At 55.2% G+C, this 16377-nt stretch carries 17 protein-coding genes and 1 other RNA gene; 7 read left to right on the top strand and 11 right to left on the bottom strand.

Going from position 1 to position 16377, the window contains the following annotated elements:
* Positions 1-23: 23 nt before the first annotated feature.
* From PUV47_RS10555 to PUV47_RS10545, 3 genes are all read left to right on the top strand, one after another.
* Positions 24-1187 carry a GNAT family N-acetyltransferase gene (locus PUV47_RS10555; protein ID WP_274218522.1) on the top strand — a complete coding sequence of 388 codons (1164 nt, stop codon included), beginning with the start codon at positions 24-26 and terminating at the stop codon, positions 1185-1187.
* An 86-nt stretch (positions 1188-1273) separates the two neighbouring features.
* Positions 1274-2185 (top strand): PhzF family phenazine biosynthesis protein, encoded by a 912-nt coding sequence (locus PUV47_RS10550; RefSeq protein ID WP_274218521.1) that lies wholly within the window; start codon positions 1274-1276, stop codon positions 2183-2185.
* A gap of 446 nt (positions 2186-2631) precedes the next feature.
* Positions 2632-4188 (top strand): 2-isopropylmalate synthase, encoded by a 1557-nt coding sequence (locus PUV47_RS10545; RefSeq protein ID WP_274218520.1) that lies wholly within the window; start codon positions 2632-2634, stop codon positions 4186-4188.
* A 91-nt stretch (positions 4189-4279) separates the two neighbouring features.
* Here PUV47_RS10545 and PUV47_RS10540 read toward each other — a convergent pair whose 3' ends face one another.
* Both PUV47_RS10540 and miaA read right to left on the bottom strand, forming a co-directional pair.
* On the bottom strand, positions 4280-4816 hold the full coding sequence (locus PUV47_RS10540) for a GNAT family N-acetyltransferase (RefSeq protein WP_274218519.1): 537 nt from the start codon (positions 4814-4816) through the stop codon (positions 4280-4282).
* A gap of 440 nt (positions 4817-5256) precedes the next feature.
* Positions 5257-6246, bottom strand: a complete 990-nt coding sequence (gene miaA, locus PUV47_RS10535) for a tRNA (adenosine(37)-N6)-dimethylallyltransferase MiaA (protein WP_274218518.1) — start codon at positions 6244-6246, stop codon at positions 5257-5259.
* Here miaA and serB point away from each other — a divergent pair.
* Complete coding sequence (gene serB, locus PUV47_RS10530) at positions 6224-7117, top strand: phosphoserine phosphatase SerB (RefSeq protein ID WP_274218517.1); 894 nt, start codon at positions 6224-6226, stop codon at positions 7115-7117. The two genes, miaA and serB, sit on opposite strands and share 23 nt — an antisense overlap.
* A 47-nt stretch (positions 7118-7164) precedes the next feature.
* Here serB and PUV47_RS10525 read toward each other — a convergent pair whose 3' ends face one another.
* From PUV47_RS10525 to PUV47_RS10485, 9 genes are all read right to left on the bottom strand, one after another.
* The gene (locus PUV47_RS10525) at positions 7165-8646 is read right to left on the bottom strand and encodes a Do family serine endopeptidase (RefSeq protein ID WP_274218516.1); all 1482 of its coding nucleotides are present in this window, start codon (positions 8644-8646) and stop codon (positions 7165-7167) included.
* A 152-nt stretch (positions 8647-8798) separates the two neighbouring features.
* Positions 8799-8990: a DUF2065 domain-containing protein gene (locus PUV47_RS10520; RefSeq protein ID WP_274218515.1), complete on the bottom strand. Its 192-nt coding sequence runs from the start codon at positions 8988-8990 to the stop codon at positions 8799-8801.
* Positions 8987-9901, bottom strand: coding sequence for a protease modulator HflC (hflC, locus tag PUV47_RS10515; protein ID WP_274218514.1), 915 nt, complete (start codon positions 9899-9901; stop codon positions 8987-8989). The genes PUV47_RS10520 and hflC overlap by 4 nt, the downstream gene beginning before the upstream one ends.
* Complete coding sequence (gene hflK / locus PUV47_RS10510) at positions 9901-11082, bottom strand: FtsH protease activity modulator HflK (protein WP_274218513.1); 1182 nt, start codon at positions 11080-11082, stop codon at positions 9901-9903. Before hflK ends, hflC begins: the two co-directional genes overlap by 1 nt.
* Positions 11083-11525: 443 nt before the next feature.
* On the bottom strand, positions 11526-12008 hold the full coding sequence (locus PUV47_RS10505; protein WP_274218512.1) for a GNAT family N-acetyltransferase: 483 nt from the start codon (positions 12006-12008) through the stop codon (positions 11526-11528).
* 45 nt (positions 12009-12053) lie between these two features.
* Positions 12054-12566, bottom strand: a complete 513-nt coding sequence (locus tag PUV47_RS10500; RefSeq protein ID WP_274218511.1) for a dihydrofolate reductase — start codon at positions 12564-12566, stop codon at positions 12054-12056.
* Between the two features lie 63 nt (positions 12567-12629).
* On the bottom strand, positions 12630-13241 hold the full coding sequence (locus PUV47_RS10495) for a histidine phosphatase family protein (protein WP_274218510.1): 612 nt from the start codon (positions 13239-13241) through the stop codon (positions 12630-12632).
* Entirely contained in the window at positions 13238-14062 is an 825-nt protein-coding gene (locus tag PUV47_RS10490) for a 3-deoxy-manno-octulosonate cytidylyltransferase family protein (RefSeq protein ID WP_274218509.1), read from the bottom strand. Before PUV47_RS10490 ends, PUV47_RS10495 begins: the two co-directional genes overlap by 4 nt.
* Before the next feature lie 31 nt (positions 14063-14093).
* The gene (locus PUV47_RS10485; RefSeq protein WP_274218508.1) at positions 14094-14888 is read right to left on the bottom strand and encodes a thymidylate synthase; all 795 of its coding nucleotides are present in this window, start codon (positions 14886-14888) and stop codon (positions 14094-14096) included.
* A gap of 153 nt (positions 14889-15041) precedes the next feature.
* Here PUV47_RS10485 and ssrA point away from each other — a divergent pair.
* The 3 genes from ssrA to PUV47_RS10470 all read left to right on the top strand — a co-directional run bounded on the left by ssrA (position 15042) and on the right by PUV47_RS10470 (position 16376).
* Positions 15042-15398, top strand: a transfer-messenger RNA (tmRNA) gene (ssrA, locus tag PUV47_RS10480).
* Between the two features lie 129 nt (positions 15399-15527).
* A complete protein-coding gene (locus PUV47_RS10475) occupies positions 15528-16127 on the top strand; it encodes an SspB family protein (protein ID WP_274218507.1) in 600 nt (199 codons plus the stop codon).
* A 42-nt stretch (positions 16128-16169) separates the two neighbouring features.
* Positions 16170-16376: a DUF4169 family protein gene (locus PUV47_RS10470; protein WP_274218506.1), complete on the top strand. Its 207-nt coding sequence runs from the start codon at positions 16170-16172 to the stop codon at positions 16374-16376.
* Position 16377 lies beyond the last annotated feature (1 nt).

Below are 16377 nucleotides of genomic sequence, written 5' to 3'. Positions count from 1 at the left end.
ATTCTATCGGACGCTGAGGTCTCATGCATCCCCATATTCAAAGAGCCACCGCTGCAGACACCGATCGCCTCACAGCGCTCATGCATCGCTCGAAAGCATCGTGGGGCTATGAGACTGAAGACATGGCGCTTTTCCGCGCGAACTGGGCCATCGGCATAGAAGACACCGCGGATGGCAGGGCGTTCATCGCCAAAAGAGGCGAACAGATCCTTGGTTTTGCAACCGGGAAACTGGAAGAAAATGGTGACTACACTCTGGATCACCTCTTCGTGGAACCGGAATTGAAGCGACAGGGTATCGGCTCATGGCTTTTTGAGGTGATCCTTGAAGACGCCAAAATGGCACGCGCCAAAACAATCAAACTGAAGTCAGACCCCAACGCAGTCGGGTTTTACGCCGCCCGCGGTTTCCTCACCACGCGCACGGCCCAAAGTGCCTTCAAAAACGGCGGCGAGCTTCACTTCATGGAGCGGTCAGTGACGCCGCAGGTAGTGGCGCTTGAAGCTCTTGATCTAAAGCTCAATGACAAGCCATGGGGCTTTGAAGCAGCCCATGAAGCGGAGATCGCCGCGCACTGGCAGAAACTTGTCGCCGCAAAGCCCAAATCGTGGAACGGTACGGTTCTCAAGGCTGTGAATCTCAAGGCGGAGAACGGTGTCCTCTCTGCAGTTTTCTCCCGCTGCCAGTATGCCAGTTTCATGGCGTGGCGTGATTGGGGGTATCCGGACATCAACGTGAAGAACATGTTTGGGTGCGCCACCCTGCGCGCCGCAGATGGCACCGTGATACTTGGCCAAATGGCGTCGCACACCTCCACAGGTGGTCAGGTCTACTTTCCCGGTGGCAACTTGGATGAACAAGACATCAAGACCGATGGCACGATTGATGTGCTCGGTTCCATCCGGCGTGAGATGCTGGAGGAAACCGGCATACATCCAGACCGCGCAGAAGCAGGCCGTCTGTTTCTGATCGAAGACGGACCACGTGTGTGTGTCGCCCAGGAATACTTCGTTCCCATGTCTGCCCAAGAGATGCGCTCGGCAATCCTTGCACACAATAAAGCCCTTGAGTTTCCAGAGCTGGACGATGTCATCATCGTGCGATCAATGGCAGACCTTGCCCCGCATAATATCCCTCCCTACGCAGTCAGCATCGTTGCCAAGTTGCTTTCTAACGGTTCCAACTAAATCAGCACTGGCAAAAAGGTCCGTGTCCTGCTTAACCTGTTAGCCGAGCCTTGAGCGAAACCTTTGAGTCCTTGGAGAAAATTTCCATGAAACGTCGCTACGCACTTCTGGACGTCTTCACGAACACGCCTTTGCAGGGAAACCAGTTGGCCGTTGTTCTGGACAGCGAGGACCTTGGTGATCAGCAGATGCAGGCCATTGCCAAGGAGTTCAATCTCTCCGAAACAGTGTTCGTGCTGCCACCGGCCAATCCCGCCCACTCGGCCAAGCTGCGCATTTTCACACCCTTCGGTGAACTGCCGTTTGCTGGCCACCCGACCGTTGGAACCGCTGTTCTGTTGGCGACAGAACGGTTTGGCACCGACGCCCCGGAGCAGGATGCCGTCGTGGTATTGGAAGAAGAAATCGGGCTCTTGCGCTGCGGCGTCGTGCTTAAACAGGGCGCTGCTGGCTTTGCAGAGTTCGATGTGCCCAAGCTCCCGGCCCCTTCCTTACCGATTGGCGAGACAGATCTGATCGCCAGCTGCCTTGGCATAGATACAACCGAAATCGGATTTGAAAACCATCGCCCCTCCACCATGAGCGCAGGTGTTCACTATGCATTCGTTCCGGTGCGCGATCTGGCTGTGCTGAGCACCGTTAAGCCGAACAGGGCACTCTGGAAAGACGCCTTCGGCTCCCCAGACCACAATGCGATTTACGTCTACTGCCGCGAAACGCAAGGAGCTGATTCTTCCTTTCAAGCGCGTATGTTCATCAACGACACATCGGTTTGGGAAGATGCGGCAACCGGATCGGCTGTCGCAGCTTTTGGCGGCGTTATTCAGGCTTTCGATGAGCCGTTGGATGGCACCCTCCAACTCACAGTCGAGCAGGGTTTCTTCATGAACCGCCCCTCTCACATTGACCTGGAGATCGACGTGGAGAACGGGCAAATCAGAGCGCAACGTATTGGCGGACAAGCGGTTCTGACCGGGCGGGGTGAGCTGTTCTTTTAGGTAAAAAACACAACCCATGAGCTTGGTTGGGAGTTCTCTTGAGCAAAACTCACTTTAAAGCCATCAAAGCTTCATCTTGTCACAGGGCGCAGGATCAGCTACCACTGTTTTAAGTGTTGTCACCAAGCTGGCAAGACAATCAGGCAGTAATGACCTGCGCCGCCAAGGCGCAACCAAATTAGAAGGCACACGACCAGAGATGATCGCAACACGCGACAATCTGATTGCTACCAACGACGCGAACCTCCGCGCCGGCCTTCTAGCTATGGATCTTCTTCTACTTAGATGCCCCTGAGCGTCGGCAGCCCCGTATCTGGGCGGGCACTTAGGGGAACATGTCACCACAAGAAGATCATTTTTTCGGTCCCCTGACGCGCAAAACTCAATCAAAACAGGCAGGACCACCAGAGGGCACCCTTATAGGGGCTGAGGGAAGGACACACGGAATGTCAGCTGCATCCAACGACCAAGTAGTAATTTTCGATACAACCCTGCGTGATGGCGAGCAGTCGCCGGGCGCTTCCATGACCTTGGAAGAGAAGCTGCAGGTCGCCGAACTGCTGGACACCATGGGTGTCGACATCATCGAAGCAGGGTTCCCGATTGCGTCCAACGGCGACTTTGAAGCCGTATCGGAAATTGCAAGACGCTCCAAAAACGCTGTGATTGCGGGTCTGGCGCGGGCTATCTCCGCCGATATCGATCGAGCTGGTGAGGCCGTTCGCAATGCCGAACGCGGCCGCATTCACACCTTCGTCTCCACGTCGCCGATTCATTTGCAGCATCAGATGAACAAAACTGAAGACGAAGTGCTGGAGATCATTCAACGCACCGTCGCGCAGGCTCGCAACCTGATTGATGACGTGGAATGGTCAGCAATGGATGCAACACGCACTCCGATCGAGTATCTGAGCCGCTGCGTGGAAGCTGCAATTGCGGCAGGTGCCACCACCATCAACTTGCCAGACACCGTGGGCTACGCCGTACCGCAAGAATATCGGGAGATGTTCGAACAGATCCGTGCCAACGTGCCGAACTCAGACAAAGCCGTCTTCTCCGTTCATTGTCACAACGATTTGGGACTGGCTGTTGCCAACTCGCTGGCCGGTGTTGCGGGCGGTGCCCGTCAGATCGAGTGTACGATCAACGGACTGGGTGAACGTGCAGGCAATGCGGCGCTGGAAGAAATCGTCATGGCAGTGCGTACTCGAAACGACATTCTGCCATATGCCAGCAAGGTAGACCCTGTCTATCTGACCCGCGCTTCCAAGCTGGTCTCCGCTGTCTCCTCCTTCCCGGTTCAGTACAACAAAGCCATCGTTGGCAAGAACGCCTTTGCGCACGAAAGCGGCATTCATCAGGACGGCATGCTGAAGAACGCAGAGACCTACGAAATCATGCGTCCTGAAGACGTGGGTGTTCGCGCAACCTCGCTGGTGATGGGCAAACACTCTGGCCGCCATGCCTTTAAGGACAAGCTGGTGGAACTGGGCTATGACTTGGGCGACAATGCCTTCCAGGAGGCGTTCCGCCGCTTCAAGGAGCTGGCTGACCGCAAGAAGAACGTCTACGACGAAGACATTGAAGCGTTGGTCGAGGATGAAATCACCATTCAGGGCGAGACCGTGAAGGTGATTGCGCTGACGGTCATTGCAGGCACAGGAGGCCCACAGAAGGCCATTTTGACCATGGACATCGACGGACGCCATGAAACCCGCGAAGCAACGGGTGATGGCCCTGTAGATGCCACCTTCAACGCCATCAAGGCGATCTGGCCGCACGAGGCCACTCTGCAGCTCTATCAGGTAAATGCAGTGACTGAAGGCACCGACGCGCAGGCAGAGGTGTCAGTGCGCCTTGAGGACAGCGGAAAGATCGCAACTGGCAAGGGCGCAGATACCGACACACTGGTTGCCTCAGCCCGTGCCTATGTATCGGCCCTCAACAAACTGGCCATCCGCTCACAGCGCATTGTCAATGTCGACGATGCCATTGCCAGCTAGTCAACAACCAAGGACCATTCCGAGTCTGCTAAAACACGAAACCCCGCCAAACCAACGGCGGGGTTTTATTTTTTCGACTGTCAGGCGGGGGTTAAGCTGACAGCGCCAATCTCTGGCAGGCCGGGCTAAGGACCTGATAGATTTCTTGCGGCTCTCCCGCCACTGTCCGCGTCTCGCGGAAGTGAAGGCCTTCGCGCATCAAGACGAGCTTGACCGGAAGGTTGTCCGGGTGCACCCGGGCAATGAGATGCGTAAAATAGGTGTTTTCAAAAAACCATTCTGTCAGAGCCTGTGTCACCTCGGTGCCAAGCCCAATGCCCCACAGGGGCTGTCTGAAGGCGTATTGAAGCTCCACTTCTGCGGTTTCTTCGAAGAGCGCAAAACCTGCCCAACCGACAAACTGCCCGCCATGTGTCTCAAGGCGCCAGATGCCGAAACCGTATTTCTTCTGCTGATTCATGAACTCAGACAGCTTCACCCTACAAGTTTCGCTGTCCCATGGTCCTTTAGGGAAGAGATACCGGTTAACTTCCGGATCTCGATGTAATTCCTGAAGTTCAGTTAGATCCTGCTTGGCGAAGGTCCGAGCTCTCAACCGTTTGGTTTCGAGACTGTTCATACTCACCATGTGCATGCCTCCTTTGGCTTCAGTTGGACCGCTTCTGTGGCAGTCTCTACTGGTGCATCACCGAGGCGTTGGGGGGATGCAGAAGGTGCCCCGGCGACGGCGTAAGAGGTACTTTCCGAATGCGATGAAATATGGCCGAGACTATGATTACTTTAAGGTAAGGTGGTGTGGCAGGCTCAAACGAATTGGGCCGGCGCAGTTCTTAAACAACGCCAGCCCAATATCTGGAGCTTCAGCTCCGCCGCATCTGTAACTCTTAGCTCAAAAGCTTACAATATACTGCAATATCAACGGGTTAGGCCACATAACCCTCAGAAGAGAGGGCATTATTTACTCAACTTATTCGCGTCTGTCACCAAGAATATTCGCTAATTTTGACAGTAATCGTAAAGTTTTTTTCTTGACTCTCTAAACCCTGCCCCAATCGCCACATTCTCCGGTCAAGAAAATGCCGAAACCGTCCTGTTTCGGAACGCGCGCACCGCGTTCTCATCTAACGGATCAAGCCTTTCCCAACCGCTGAGCTGCCCGCGAAAGAAGGTGGTCTGACGCTTAGCGTATCGCCTTGTTTCGGTTTTGGCTTTTTCAATAGCCTCCTCAAGAGACAGCCCCCCCTCAGACGCTGCTGCCAACTGCGACAAGCCAATGGCTCTCAAACTGGTCAGCCCCGGATCCAACTGCATTTCGGCAATTGTGGTGGCCTCCCCAATCGCGCCTTGTTCGACCATCATGTCAAACCGGCGATGAATGCGCTCATGCAGAGCGGCACGATCAGGATCCAGCACCACACAGATGGCCCGCCCCGTAGGAACCAAAGGCTCAGACCTGCTTTGCTGCCAATAGCTTAGCGACTTCCCCGTTCCTTCCAGCACCTCTAGCGCACGCACAACACGCTGGCGATCAGAAGGACGCAAACGCTCCGCCATCACACTGTCCCTCTCTTGGAGGATGCCATGAAGGGCGGCGCCATCACTCGCCTCGCCTAAAGCCCGCCACTTTCCCCGAATGTCTTCAGGGATATCGGGCATAAGAGAGAAGCCTTCAGTCAATGCCTTGAAGTACAATCCAGTGCCGCCCACCACGATCACTGGACGGTTTTCTACCCGTGCTGCATTGAAGACCTTTTTAAAATCCTCATGCCAGCGCATAACGCTATAAGGCTCATCAAGAGGAACATATCCGAACAGATGATGCGGCGCTTCCGCCACTTCTTCCCGCGACGGGCGCGCGCTCAAGATCTCCAGATCTCGGTAAATCTGCATGGAATCTGCATTTACGATCAAACCGTTGAGTTCTTTTGCGAGGTCAATGGACAATGCCGTCTTGCCGCTGGCGGTGGGGCCCGCTATCAACACTGCTACGGGCTTTTCCTGTTTCCCGTCGGTCCCCAAATTTTGAGAGCTGCTTATGTCCTTTGTTGTTACGCTCATATCCAGTCCAGCAAATCCTGCAGTAGATGACGCGCTGATTGAAAAACTCGCCGCCCTTGTGCCGGGCGAGACGCGTCATGAATGGCTCAACCCGGGTATTGCAGCGGATATCTTCACAACGCAAGCCCTTTCGGTCTCAGAGGCAACAGATACGCTGCGCTCAGCCCTTGGTGAAACGCCGGTGGATTTGTTCGTTCAGCCTGCGACCAACCGACGAAAGCGCCTGCTTATTGCTGACATGGATTCAACCATGATCGGTCAAGAGTGCATTGACGAACTGGCTGCGGAGCTGGGCCTTAAGGACACGATCGCCGCCATTACGGAACGTGCCATGCGGGGAGAAATCGAGTTTGAACCCGCCCTGCAGGAACGCGTTGCCCTGCTCAAAGGGCTCGACAGCTCCGTCGTGGAAAAGGTCATAGCCGAGCGCATTACCTTGACGCCCGGGGGACGGACGTTGGTCCAGACCATGAAAGCAAACCTTGGGTATGCCGCCCTCGTTTCCGGGGGGTTCACAGTCTTTACCTCCAAGATCGCCGAGAAGATTGGCTTTGACGAAAACCGCGCCAACACCCTTCTTGAAGAAGCCGGAAAGCTCACCGGCACAGTGCAAATGCCAATCCTCGGCAAGCAGGCCAAGCTGGACCGCCTGAACGAGCTGCTAAGCGAGAAGAAGATCGAGCCCGATGATGTGATCGCGGTAGGCGATGGTGCCAACGACCTCGCCATGCTGGAGCGCGCTGGCATCGGCGCGGCATTCTATGCAAAGCCCGCAGTAGCTGCACAAGCTGACATGCGCATAGACCACTCGGACTTGACCGCCCTGCTCTACATTCAGGGTTACAACGCGGAAGAGTTTGTAACCGACTAGCAAAAAAGCCGCCCACTTGGCGGCTTTTTCACAAGGTTTGTGGGGAACTAGTTGGCGTCGATACGTACCGCCACAAAGCGAAGTTCACCCGCCCCGTTCGATAATAACAGCAAGGCTGATCGCCGATCTTCATCGCGCAGTTTCTGCACTTCGGCCTGAACATCGGCCGGGCTGTTCACAGGCTCTTGCGCCACCTCGACCAGCACATCGCCTGGACGAATCCGCTTGTCCTCTGCAGCGCTGCCCGCTTCCACGTTCACGACCACAACGCCCTTTACCTCCGCACTCAATGTGAACTGCTCCCGCAGCTCTTCATTAATGGTGGCAAGTGTCAATCCAAGAACCACAGCCTTGTCTTGCGGCACCTCATCGCCATCCTCAACTGCCTCTGCTTGGGCGATGCTGGCCATTTCCTCCAGTTTGCCAAGGGTAACATCCATTGCAACTTCTTCGCCGCGGCGCAGAATGATCACTGGCACGGTGGCTCCAATAGTCGTGTTTGCCACCATGCGCGGCAGGTCCCGCATTTCGGGAACCAGACGGCCATTGAAAGAGAGGATAACATCACCGGGCTCGATACCAGATAGGTTCGCAGGTCCGTCTTCAGTCACGCCAGCGACCAACGCGCCACGCGCCCGGTCCATGCCCAAGCCCTCAGCAATTTCATCAGTTACTTCCTGAATACGGACGCCAAGCCAACCGCGACGTGTCTCACCAAACTCTCTGAGCTGGCCAATAACGCGTGTAGCCGTGTCCGCTGGAATGGCAAATCCAATGCCGATAGAACCGCCTGAAGGGGAGAATATTGCCGTGTTTATGCCGACAACCTGACCATCCATGTTGAACAGCGGACCACCTGAGTTGCCTCTGTTGATACTTGCGTCGGTTTGAATGAAATTGTCATAAGGGCCGGCGTTTATGTCACGATTGCGCGCGGAAACGATGCCTACGGTCACCGTACCGCCAAGGCCGAAAGGGTTGCCAATCGCCATCACCCAGTCGCCGACGCGAAGATTATCAGAGCTGCCAAAGTTGACCGCATCAAGCTCCTTGTGCGGCGTCACTTTCAGAACAGCCAGATCCGTCTTTTCGTCTGTACCGATCAGTTCAGCGCTGAGCTTCGTGCCATCATTGAAGTTGACGGTAATCTCGTCAGCCCCTTCAATCACGTGATTGTTGGTAACGATGATGCCTTCAATGCCGTCAATGACAAAACCTGACCCAAGAGACTGCACCCGGCGCGGCCGGTCAGCGTCTGGCTGCTGGTTATTGAAAAACTCTTCGAAAAACTCCTGAAAGGGCGAGCCTTCCGGAACCTGCGGCAATGGCAATGCCCGTTGACCACTCACATTCTGCGCGGTCGAGATGTTGACCACCGCATCTGCCAGGTTTTCAGCCAGATCTGCAACCGAGGCCGGTCCCTGTGCATGGGACACCGGCGCGGTCACCATGGCCACGGTCAGTGCGGCTGCAACGGTTAGGGCTTTGAAAAATCGTCCCGGACTGCTCCGGCGAAACACACGGGCCATCGGCCTACTCCTCAAACTGCACCAGTGCATTCTAATTTACACGCTCTGAAATGCAATTTGCCCGCGCCTTGGTTAACAAAGCGCGGGCAAGTGATCACTTTTATGAAAATTTCCAGTAGTGCCAGCCCAATCCCAAAGGCTTGAGTTGCTCCCTATCCGCCGGAACGGACAAACCAGACAACAACAAATCCGATAGCGATCGCAACCAGCCCTCCAATCCTCAGTGTTTGCTCAGGAACTTCCTGCATCTTCAGGAAGATGTCCTTCATGTGGGTTGGGGCCAGAGCATAGACGATCCCTTCGATCACCAGAACCAGACCCAACGCCACAATCAGATCACTCATTGTGCGGAAGCCGTACCTGTGGCTGTCGCTGCAGCGGACGTTGCCGGAGCCGATGCGGAACCGCTAGAGTTCTGGAAGAACCGGAAGAACTCTGAGTCTGGAGACAGCACCAAGGAGGTGTTGCCACCGTTCATGGAGGATCTGTAAGCCTGCATGGAACGATAAAACTCGAAGAAGTCACGATCCTTGTTGTAGGCTTGAGCAAAGATCTCGTTCCGGCGCGCATCACCATCACCACGCACGATGTCAGCATCACGCTGTGCGTTCGCCACGATGACGGTCGCATCGCGATCCGCGCGGGAGCGAATACGGCGTGCCTGCTCTTCACCCTGCGCACGGATTTCGGTCGCTTCACGCTCACGTTCCGTCTGCATACGGCGGAAGATTGCCTGAGAGTTGGCTTCCGGCAGATCCGCGCGACGGATCTTCACATCCACCACATCGATACCGATGTTATCCGCGCGAAGGTCCACGTCCTGACGGGTCTTTTCCATCAGTTCGGCACGCTCATCGCGAACGATCTGGTTCAAGCTTGCTTTCGCGAGTTCCTGACGCAGTGAAGACTGAAGGAATGTCGCCAGACGACGGGAACCTTCTTCCACGTTATTCACCGACTGGTAGAACTTGATCGGATCACTGATGCGATAGCGCGCAAACGCATCGACCAGAAGACGCTTCTTGTCAGAAGCAATCGCTTCAAGAACCGGCATGTTCAGGTCAAGAATACGCTTATCGATGTAAACAACGTTTTCCCATGGCCATTTGAACTTGAGACCTGGTTCAGTCGCCTGACCGCGAACCTCACCAAACTGCAGAACCAGAGCCTGCTGGGCTGGATTCACGATGTACACGGACCAATAGAGGACCAGCGCGACAACGGCTATTACGATACCAAGAATACCGCTTTTCATTAGTTATTACCTCCGGTTGCGCCAGTACGACGGTTCAACTGATCCAGCGGCAAGTATGGCAACACACCGCTTGAAGAACCTTCACCATCGATTATGATCTTCTGGTTCTTGCTCAGGACCTCTTCCATGGTCTCCAGATAGAGACGCTGACGGGTCACGTCTGGTGCCTTGGTGTACTCTTCGTAAACCTTGGTAAACCGCTGTGCCTGACCTTCTGCCTGAGCGATGGTCTGATCACGGTAAGCTTGAGCAGCTTCAGTAATACGAGCCGCTTCACCACGTGCTTCTGGAACAATGCGGTTTGCGTAGGCCTGCGCCTCGTTCTGGATACGCTCCTGATCGGCGCGCGCAGCCTGAACGTCACGGAAAGCCTCAATTACCTGCGCAGGAGGGTCGACCTTCTGCATCTGAACGTCACGAACCTGAATACCAGCCCCGTAGTTGTCTAGGGTGGCTTGCATCAAGTCCTGCACGCCCTGCTGAATAGGGGCGCGGTTTTCGGTAAGGATCGAGTCAATACGGGAACTACCAACAACTTCACGCATTGCAGATTCAGCAACTGCTTTCACGGTAGCTTCTGGGTCCTGAATGTTGAACAGGAAGTCAGATACACCCGTCGGCGTATTCTGGATGACCCACTGGATCTTGAAGTCGACATCGACGATGTTTTCATCGCCAGTCAGCATCAAGCTTTCCTCAGCGACGTCACGGTTGGAGATCGTGGTGCCGCGCACCAGCTCTTCCATACCCACCGTGGTTTCGCGAACGCGCAGAACATCCGGCTTGTAAACTTCGCCAACTGGATATGGCCAGTTATAGTTCAAGCCTGGCGCGGTTTGACCAACCACCTGACCAAAAACGAGCTCAACACCCACTTCGCCAGTGTTTACGCGGTAAATGCCGGTCGCCAACCAGATAACCAGCGCAGCAATGATGGCCAGCAAAATGCCCTTGAAGCCCATGCCACCGCCATTGCCTGGCAGGACGTTTTTCAGGTGATCCTGGCCGCGCTTGAGGATTTCCTCGAAATCAGGTGGATTTCCACCCCCACCGCCGCCGCCGCGCTGTGGACCGCCGCCCCAAGGGCCGCCGCCGCCACCGCCGCCGCCGGAATTACCCCATGGGCCGCCGTTGTTACCGCCGCCCTTCCAGCCTCCGCCAGTTTGATTGCTCCAAGGCATTTAGAGTTCCTTTTGTACATACTTAGCCGGAGATCCGGCCGATTAACCTAATGTGCTGCGCTTGCTATGACTTTCATTGATTTATAGGGGACTTACGCCGCCCTTTCAATGAAACCACACGCCTCTAAGACCACCTTATAGTCTTTTTGATAGTCTCACCATTCGCTATGGTTGTAATTGTATTTTGGGGCGTGATAGCGACACTTTCATGTGTCTCCCCAAAGCAAAAACAGCAGGTCCGTGCGCTCATTTTCCTCAAAAAAGCTTGAAAGAAGGTAGCAATCGGAAGATGTGCCCAATCGCGCCTTCCATTTATGTTGTCAGATAGGTGCAAATGCAGCTCCAGACAAGTGCGAAGGCCCCAAGTTCCGTTGTATTTTCATGATCTTTCGAGAGCGCGTTTATCAGCGCGTCGGTCTAACCACGGCCCAGCCTTGTGTTAATTAACCAAGCGATGATTTTTTCATATCGATATGTGGAATACCGTCCTCGAGATACTCAGAACTCACAGGTTTAAACCCAAAACTCTCATAGAAAGCGCTCAGATAAACTTGCGCCTGCAAGTGTATCTCGCTTCCTGCGCCGTGATCTTTGCAGTAAGCCATTGCAGAACTCATGATCTGACGTGCAAGCCCACTTCCCCGAGCCGAGGGATCGACCACAACACGGCCAATTTTCCAGTAGGACGCAACTTGGGTTGGTTCAAAGACCCGAAGATAGGCAACCAACTTGCCGTCGCTTTTGCGCCGTGCCAACAGGTGGACGGCAGCAAGGTCCTCACCATCGATATCTGGATAGTGGCACTCTTGCTCCACGATGAAGACAAGGCACCGCAGTTTGAGGGCGTCGTAAACGTCCCTTGCAGACAAGGCGTCAAAATGCGCCCAATTCAGATCAATTTCGGCAAACTCTGATTTTGAAGACATGAGAAGCCCGGTTTCGCGAGAAAAAACGGAGGAAGTGGCACCGCGTCAGGACGCGCGGCGCTCGTAGATTTCAAGAGAGGTGCTTGCGGTATCTTTTTCACCGCGTTCAAACGGCGTCCGCTCTTTAAGCGCCCACATATCCTCGGCAATCTCTGGAAAGTGGGTATCCCCCTCCGGCTTGGCATGAACGCGGGTTATGTAAAGACGCGTTGCTTGCGGCATAGCTGCCAGATAGATCTGGCCACCCCCAATAATCATGATTTCATCAAGGCTCTTTTCGCGTGCCACCTGAAGGCCGAGATCGATGGCTTCGTCCACGGAGCGGGCAATGGTGACGCCTTCATTAGCAAAACCTTCGTCGCGGGTAACGACGATGTTGGTTCGGCCCGGAAGCGGCTTGCCAATGGAAAGCAAAGTCCGTCGGCCCATGATCACGGGCTTTCCCATGGTGGTCTTGCGAAAGAACTTCAGGTCAGTCGAAATCGACCAAGGCATATCATTATCCGCGCCGATAACACCATTTTCGGCAACAGCAGATATCATGGCAATTGCGGTCATGAGCACACCTCCTCCTCGTTATTGTTGTTGCGGCTCTTACCTGGCTGCGGGTTTGAGGTCACATCATGGACGCACGTTCCACGACACAACAGTAACCTTGCCGTCTTCTGCCACATCCAGAATGCCATAGGCACCGGTCTTCAGCTTGAGCGCGTGATCTCCTTTACCACCATCAACGGCGCTCAATGCAAACCGGGCAATACCATTGCTGGTGACCAGCAGAATGGTTTCGTCCTTGTATTTCTTGTTCGCGTTGGCAAAAAACTCTTCCCAGCGGCCGATGACTGCCGTGGGCTCAACGTGCCAGCCCTGCGGGGGGATCGCTTCCTCCTCCCACGCCTTCAAGGCCGCTTCGCCGATGCGCGCAACGACCTCTTCTTCAGGCTTGTTCTCATCTGGCCCGTAGTCAATCTCCACCAGAAACGGCAGCACTTTCAGCTCCACCTCAGCAGACTGGCTCGCAAGCGCGATTTCGGCAGTTTTCTTGGTGCGTTTCAGCGGAGAACAAAACGCCCGGTCAAACTTGATGCCACCCTGCTCGAAATGATCGCGCAGCGCCTCGGCCTGCGCCAGGCCTGAGGTACTCAGGGGCAAATCTGTACGCCCCCCAACGCGGGTAATCACATCGCCCTTGTCAAAGGTATTGCCATGACGGGTCACATAAATACGGGTCATAGACGGGCCTCCAGTTCGGCGTAGGGATCACCGTGTTGTGCGATCAGCTTTTCTGCAAGCTCCGCATCAGCTGGCGTATCCACACCAGACATGGAGAGCTTGGGTACAGCAACTTCAGCGGCATGAACGTGCATGTCGTTTTCCAAGAACCGCAACTGCTCAAGGCCCTCTAACTTTTCATAGGTGCCCACGGGAGCTGCGCAGAACTTTCTAAGCGCATCAATGCGATAGCCATAAAGCCCGATATGGCGGAACACAGGTGAAAAACCATCTGCAGCACGAAGCTTTTCCTCTCCCCGAATGGCGGGAAGGATGTTCTTTGAGAACCAAAAGGCCCGGCCCTCATCATTTCTGAGGCAGGTGGTACCAGAGAACGGGTGGTCCTTCTTGTGTTCGCGCAGCTGATCGAGCGCCTCCCAATCCAGACGAATGACGGGCGTGAAAAGCTCCGCCTCTGCCTTGACCTTGGCCGCTTCAATCAAAAGCGCCACATGCTCTGGCGGGGTGAACGGTGCATCGCCCTGAAGGTTCAAAACGAAGTCCCAGTCACCTCCATGGGCGGTCGCGGCAGCCAAAGCGCGGTCTGTACCGGATGGCAATTCGGGATCCGTCATCACCCAAGGCGCGCCAATATCATCACAGTGCCGTGCAACCTCTTCATGGTCAACGGCAACCACATACTGGGCGCCGGTCTGCTTGGCAGCAACAGCAGCAATCTGCACAACACGCTCCAAAAGGCTCTTGCCATTGATCAGGTGGAGCGGCTTTTTCGGAAACCGGGTGGAGCCAATACGCGCCGGAACGGTAATGAGGGCTTTCATGTAACTATCTACCTTTGCGAGCGATCAAGGATCAAACAGCAACCGCTGCCTTGATATGCGGATGAGGGTCATAGCCCTCAAGCTTGAAGTCCTCGTACTTGAAGGCAAACAAGTCCTTCACTTCCGGGTTGATGATCATTTTCGGCAAGGGGCGCGGCTCGCGGGAAAGCTGCAGCTGGGCCTGCTCGAAATGATTGGAGTAAAGATGGGCATCCCCGAACGAATGCACAAAGTCGCCCGGCTCCAGATCGCAGACCTGCGCCATCATCATGGTCAAGAGCGCATAGGACGCGATGTTGAACGGCACACCCAGAAACACGTCGGCAGAGCGCTGATAGAGCTGGCAGGACAACTTGCCCTCCGCCACGTAAAACTGGAACATGGCGTGGCACGGAGGCAGCGCCATGTCGTCCACCAGCGCTGGGTTCCACGCTGAAACAATATGGCGACGGCTGTCAGGGTTGGTCTTGATCTGCTCCACAAGGTTGCTGATCTGGTCAATGGAGCGCCCATCCGGCGCAGGCCACGAGCGCCACTGGTAGCCATATACCGGCCCAAGGTCGCCGTTTTCGTCCGCCCACTCATCCCAGATCCGCACCCCGTTTTCCTTGAGGTACTTGATGTTGGTGTCGCCGGCCAGGAACCAGAGCAGCTCATGGATAATGGACTTCAGGTGCAGCTTCTTGGTTGTGACCACCGGAAAGCCTTCGGAAAGGTCAAACCGCATCTGGTGACCGAAGATGGACCGCGTGCCAGTGCCCGTACGGTCCCCCTTGTCGACGCCCTCCGCCAGAATTCTTTGCATCAGATCCAGATATTGCTGCACGTGGTCGTCCCTTTCTTTCTGCGGCCTTTTGTCGGCAGGTTGTGCCTCTGCTTTATAAACCGCACAGGCCCGCCAATTGTCTTTTGCCAGACTATAAAGGAAGGCGCGCCGATTCCCATCGATTGTCAACAGCTTGACATATCCTTGAGGGTTCCCCTTCCATTTAGCCCACTTAGCTCCTATATTCCGCATGCCAGTTTACTGGCTACGGCAATAAATGGTCAGCGCAATAAACCTATCGGACCCGGGGGCGGTACCCGGCGCCTCCACCCAAACCCGCAGACGATCTGCGGGTTTCGGCGGGGGCGAAATAGGATCGACGAGGGCGTAAAGGCTGTGCTTTTGCTCGGCATGGTACCACCGATATCGGGCCATATTGATAGTTGCAAACGACAACTACGCTATGGACAACGCTGTTGCTGCGTAATGCAGTACCGGTAGTCCGCTAAGTCCTGGGGGTTTAGCTCTCTAGGCGGGGTTCGGGGGCACCTGGCAACAGAAGCCTCCACTGGGATTTTTGGAGCCTGTGTGTTACATCCAGCGCAAATGAGCGCGGGGCGGAAAAAACCACAGGCCTTTTCTTTGCCTCTACGTTATAGTTGGGCCGAATAAGAACGCAAAGGGTAAGCGGTGCCACACATGGCAGAAGACTTGATCCGCTACGACATAATCATTCAGGACGCACTTCGGGGCGCGGTGCGCAAGATCCTGACAGAAGTGAATCGCGCAGGTTTGCCCGGCGAGCACCATTTCTACATCGCCTTTGAGACCACGGCACCTGGCGTGAAGATTTCCACGCGGCTCAAAGAACGCTACCCGAAGGAAATGACCATTGTCCTTCAACATCAGTTCTGGGACCTTCAGGTAACAGAACATGCGTTCGAGGTTGGTCTGTCATTTGGCGGCGTGCCTGAGCGCCTGTATGTGCCGTTCGCTGCAATCAAGGGCTTCTTTGACCCGTCTGTCCAGTTCGCGCTTGAGTTCGAACCCGGCAAGACCGCTGAGGAACTGCCTGAGGAATTCCGCATTGCCGAGGCAGATCTGGCCGCTGTTGAAGAACTGCACAACGAGTTGGAGCGCGCTGAGCGCCTTGAAAACTCCAGCAAGTATACTCAGCCAGAGGCCGAGCAGGATCAGGACACTGCGGAAGTAGGGAACTCAGAGGCGGACAAGGACGACAAACCTGCAGAAGCAGGAAACACCGTCGTATCGCTGGATGCGTTTCGCAAGAAGACCTGATTGCGCCAGCGCGCTCCTCTAAGATTTGGGATGTAAGGCACCATGAGCGCAGACATCGTTAATCTGAGACAAGCGCGCAAGCACCAGAAACGCGCGGCCAAGGAAAAGCAGGCAGAAGAAAATCGCCGGCTCTTTGGCCGCAGCAAGGCTGAGAAGACTGCCACACAGTTCGAAGCCACGCGCCTTCGCAAGGCTGTTGAAGGTGCTGAACGCGAGCCCACCTCCCACAAACACGAAGATCAGGAGTGAG

The organism is Pseudovibrio exalbescens, from assembly GCF_028737195.1.
In the GTDB taxonomy this organism is placed as follows: domain Bacteria; phylum Pseudomonadota; class Alphaproteobacteria; order Rhizobiales; family Stappiaceae; genus Pseudovibrio; species Pseudovibrio zosterae.
The sequence above is the reverse complement of the archived record's forward strand: the minus strand, read 5'-3'. Positions and strand labels throughout refer to the sequence as shown.